General features: G+C 75.2%; 5 protein-coding genes. 2 read left to right on the plus strand and 3 right to left on the minus strand.

Annotation, left to right across the window (positions count from 1 at the left end; translation table 11 throughout):
* The coding region (locus AB0E96_RS39100) for a helix-turn-helix domain-containing protein (RefSeq protein WP_359831305.1) at positions 1 to 730 on the plus strand (730 nt) is incomplete at its 5' end.
* 45 nt (positions 731 to 775) lie between these two features.
* A complete protein-coding gene (locus AB0E96_RS39105; protein WP_359831307.1) occupies positions 776 to 1,513 on the plus strand; it encodes an MBL fold metallo-hydrolase in 738 nt (245 codons plus the stop codon).
* Positions 1,514 to 1,565: 52 nt separating this feature from the next.
* Here AB0E96_RS39105 and AB0E96_RS39110 read toward each other — a convergent pair whose 3' ends face one another.
* The 3 genes from AB0E96_RS39110 to AB0E96_RS39120 all read right to left on the minus strand — a co-directional run.
* A complete protein-coding gene (locus AB0E96_RS39110; protein WP_359831309.1) occupies positions 1,566 to 2,219 on the minus strand; it encodes a GntR family transcriptional regulator in 654 nt (217 codons plus the stop codon).
* A 100-nt stretch (positions 2,220 to 2,319) separates the two neighbouring features.
* A complete protein-coding gene (locus AB0E96_RS39115) occupies positions 2,320 to 3,066 on the minus strand; it encodes a glucose 1-dehydrogenase (RefSeq protein WP_359831311.1) in 747 nt (248 codons plus the stop codon).
* An 83-nt stretch (positions 3,067 to 3,149) separates the two neighbouring features.
* Positions 3,150 to 4,090: NAD(+)/NADH kinase (locus tag AB0E96_RS39120; RefSeq protein WP_359831313.1), on the minus strand; the 941-nt coding region annotated here is incomplete at its 5' end.

Here is a 4,090-nt window from a genome sequence, read left to right on the forward strand (position 1 = left end):
GCCGCGGGTGGACCCGGCGGTGGTCGCCTGGCTGCGGGAGGCCGGGCCGCGGGCCGGGCGGGTCGCCTCGGTGTGCGCGGGCGCGCACGTGACGGCCGCGGCCGGGCTGCTGGACGGGCACCGCGCGACCACCCACTGGGCGACCGCCGAGCGGCTGGCCGCCGACCACCCGGCCGTCGAGGTGGACGCCGACCCGGTGTTCATCCGCTCCGGGCGGATGTGGACCAGCGCGGGCCTGACCACCTCGATGGACCTCACCCTCGCCCTGGTCGCCGAGGACCACGGCGACGACCTGGCGCTGGAGATCGCCCGGATCATGGTGATGTACCTCCAACGCCCGGGAGGGCAGAGCCAGTTCAGTGTCCCGCTGGCCCACCGCACGGGCGGCCGGGCGGACCTGCGCGGCCTGCGCCGCTGGGTCGGCGAGCACCTGGACGCCGATCTGTCGGTGTCCGCGCTCGCCGGGCGACTCGCCATGAGCGAGCGGCACTTCGCGAGGGTCTTCCGCGCCGAGACCGGCACCACCCCGGGGGCGTACGTCGAGGAGCTGCGCCTGGAGGCCGCCCGCCGGCTGCTGGAGCGCAGCGACCACCCGTTGCCGGGCGTGGCCCGGGCCTGCGGCTTCGGCTCGGTGGAGACCCTGCACCGGGTGTTCCGGGACCGGCTCTCCACCACCCCGGCGGACTACCGGCGCCGGTTCCGGATCCCGGACGCGCGATTGACCGGCTGATCGTCAATTCTGCGAAAACCAAGGAGAGTTGTGAAGATTAAGGCCATGCACGTCGGAACCGCGACCGTCCTGCTGGAGGTCGGCGGCCTGCGGCTGCTCACCGATCCGGTCTTCGATCCGGCCCCCGCCGAGTACCGGCACGATCCGGTGGTCCTGCGCAGCACCGGTGGCCCGGCCGTGAGCCCGGACGAGCTGCCGCCGGTGGACGCCGTACTGCTCAGCCACGACGAGCACCCCGACAACCTGGACGCCACCGGCCGGACCCTGCTCGCCGGCCGCCCGGTGCTGACCACGGTCAGCGGTGCGGCCCGGCTCGGCGGCGGGGCGCTGGGGCTGGCCCCGTGGCAGACCCGCGAGCTCACCGTGGACGGCCGCACCCTGCGGGTGACCGGCACGCCCGGGGTGCACGGACCGGTCGGGGACGTCACCGGGTTCGTGGTCGAGGCGCCCGGCGAGGAGGAGGCGCTGTACGTCTCGGGTGACACCGTCCACACCCCCGAACTGGACGAGGTGGGGCGGAGGTTCAGGATCGGTACGGCCGTGCTGCACCTCGGTGCGGCCCGGATCGAGGCCTTCGGCGGCGGCGGGCTGATCACCATGGACGCGGCGCAGGCCGCCGCGCTGACCGCCTCGCTCGGCGCCCGCCGGGTCGTCCCCGTCCACTACACCTCGTGGGAGCACTTCACCGAGGGGCGGGCGGAGACCACCGAGCGGTTCGCGGCGGCGGGCCTGGCGGACCGGCTGCACTGGCTGACCCCGGGCGTCGCCGAGCTGCTGGACTGACGGGCGGGCGGGCGGCCCCGGCCGGGTCACGGCCGTCCGCGTCCGGCCCGGGTCAGACCGCGGCGACCGGGGGCAGGCGGTCCAGGATGCGCTCCATGCCGCTGGTCCAGTTGGCCTCCAGCGCGGTGACGGCCTGGTCGACGTCGCCGTCCAGCAGGCACTGGGCGATCCGCTCGTGCTCCTCGGCGGCGCGTTCCAGGATCTCGTGGTCGCCGACCACCACCCGTTCGTAGCGGTGCAGGGTGAGCTTCAGCGACTCGATCATCTCGCGCAGCCGGGCGTTGGCACAGCCGGAGAGCAGCAGGGCGTGCCAGGCGTCGTCGTAGCGCTCTATCGTGCCGTGCGGGGCCTGGGGGGCAGAGAAGGCGCGGGCCTCGGCGAGCAGCCGGGGGGCGATCTCGGCCAGGTGTGCCGGGTCGGAGGTGCGCAGGGCCAGTGACTCCAGGGCGATCACGATCGCGGTGAGGTCGAGGAACTCCTGTTTGCCGGTGGGCGCGAAGCGGAAGCCCTTGCCGCGTTCGCTGGTGATGATGCCCTCGCGCTCCAGGCTGATCAGGGCCTCGCGCAGGGGGGTCCGGCTGACGCCCAGTTCCTCGGCGAGCTGGACCTCGTTGATCGACTCGCCGGGGGTGAACCGGCCGCGGCCGAGCTGCTCCAGGAGTTCGTCCTTCACCTGCTCGCGCAGCGGTCGCCGCTCGATCGCCATCGGGCTTCCCTTCTTCCTCGGTCCGTAGCGTACCGGCCGGGCGACGCACGTCGTCGCCCGGCCGCCGTACGGGGGTGCGGTCCGGTACGGTGCGCGGGCGTCAGGCGGTTCCGGCGCCGTCGACGGCGATGACCGCGCCGCTGACGAAGGCGGCGGCGTCGCTGGCCAGGAAGGCCACGGTCTGGGCGATGTCCCGGGGTTGGCCGATGCGGCCGAGCGGGCGGTCGGCGGCGTCGGTGTAGAAGGCGGCCGGGTTCTCGCCGAGCTGGCGGGCCTCCTCGGCGAGCATGCCGGTGTCGGTGTCGCCCGGGCAGACGCAGTTGACCCGGATGTTGTCGGGGCCGTGGTCGATGGCCATCGCCCGGGTCATGTTGACGACGGCGCCCTTGGAGGCGCAGTAGGAGATCGCCCGGCCGCCGCCCTTGATGCCCCAGCCGGAGCCGGTGTTGACGATGCTGCCGCCGCCGTTCGCGGCCATCAGCGGCACCACCAGTCCGCTGAGCAGCATGATCGAGCGGACGTTGACGGCCATCACCAGGTCCCAGTCCTCGTCGGTGATCTCGGTGACGGTGGAGCGGCGGATGATGCCGGCGTTGTTGAACAGCACGTCCACGCCGCCGTGTCGGCCGACGGCGGTGGCCACGGCGTGCTCGCAGTCGGCGCGCCGGGAGACGTCGCAGCGGACGAAGGTGGCGCCGATCTCCTTGGCGGCCTGTTCGCCGCGGTCGGCGTCGAGGTCGAGGAGGACGACGGCGGCGCCGAGTTCGGCGAGCAGGGCGGCGGTGGCCCGGCCGATGCCGGAGGCGGCGCCGGTGACGATCGCGCGCTTGCCGTGCAGGTCGATCATGGTGGCTCCTTCAACTGGCCCGGGGGAGTGGGGCGGTGGGATCGTCAGGAGGGACGGTGGGATCGTCGGGTGGGGCGGTGGGTTCAGCAGGAGAGGCGGTACACGGCGCCGGAGCGGCGGCCGGTGATCACCCGGACGTGGCCGGAGAGGGCGTCGTCCAGGTCGGGGTCGCCGGTGTCCAGCAGCAGGGGCTGCCCGGCCAGCGCGGCGAGCTTCGCCTCGGTGGCGAGCACCAGTAGCCTCTCCCGGCCCGCGGCGCGCAGCAGTTCGGGGGTGAGCTGCTGGTTGCCGCGGCCGAGCAGGAAGCCCTGGCCGCCGATCGGGGAGAGCACGATGTGGGGGGTGGCGGGCAGGGTGCGCAGCTGGTCGGCCCGGGCGTCGCGGATCAGGACCCGGGCGGCGGTGGCGAGGCCGTCGGCGCGGCCGGGTCCGAGCGCGGAGCCGGGGCCGAGCCGCAGCAGGTCGACCCCGGTGAGGCTGGCGCCGCGCGCGCCGAGCGCGGTGGCCACCGCGTAGGTGGTGCTGCCGGGGCCGAGGAGCAGCAGCCCGCCGGGGCCGACCCGTTCGGCGACCTCGGTGGCGATGCCGGCCGGGGTGCCCGGGTCGGGTCCGGAGCTGCCGGTCTTGCGCTGCTGCACGCGGGCGGGCAGCACCGGCACGGTCAGCCGGCCGTACAGCCGGGCGGAGACCCGGCCGGCCCGCAGGGCGGCCTCGTCGCGGTCGACCACCTCGGCGGTCTCCAGCCGTACCCCCCGGCCGGCCGCCCAGGCCGCGGCGACCTCGGCGGCGGCCCGGGGGTGGACGGCGAACACGGCGGAGTGCATCTTGACGCCGGCCGGGATGCCGAGCACCGGCAGGCGGGGTTCGGGGCCGAGGGCGTCGAGCACGTCGCGGGCGGTGCCGTCGCCGCCGCAGAACAGCAGCAGCCCGGCGCCGGCGGTGGGATCGGCTGCTGCTCGACCACCACCTGCCGGACGAGACCGGCCTGGCCCTGGTGCGACGGCTGCGGGACCGCCAGGTGGCC

The sequence above is a fragment of the Kitasatospora sp. NPDC036755 genome (assembly GCF_040636595.1).
In the GTDB taxonomy this organism is placed as follows: Bacteria; Actinomycetota; Actinomycetes; order Streptomycetales; family Streptomycetaceae; genus Kitasatospora.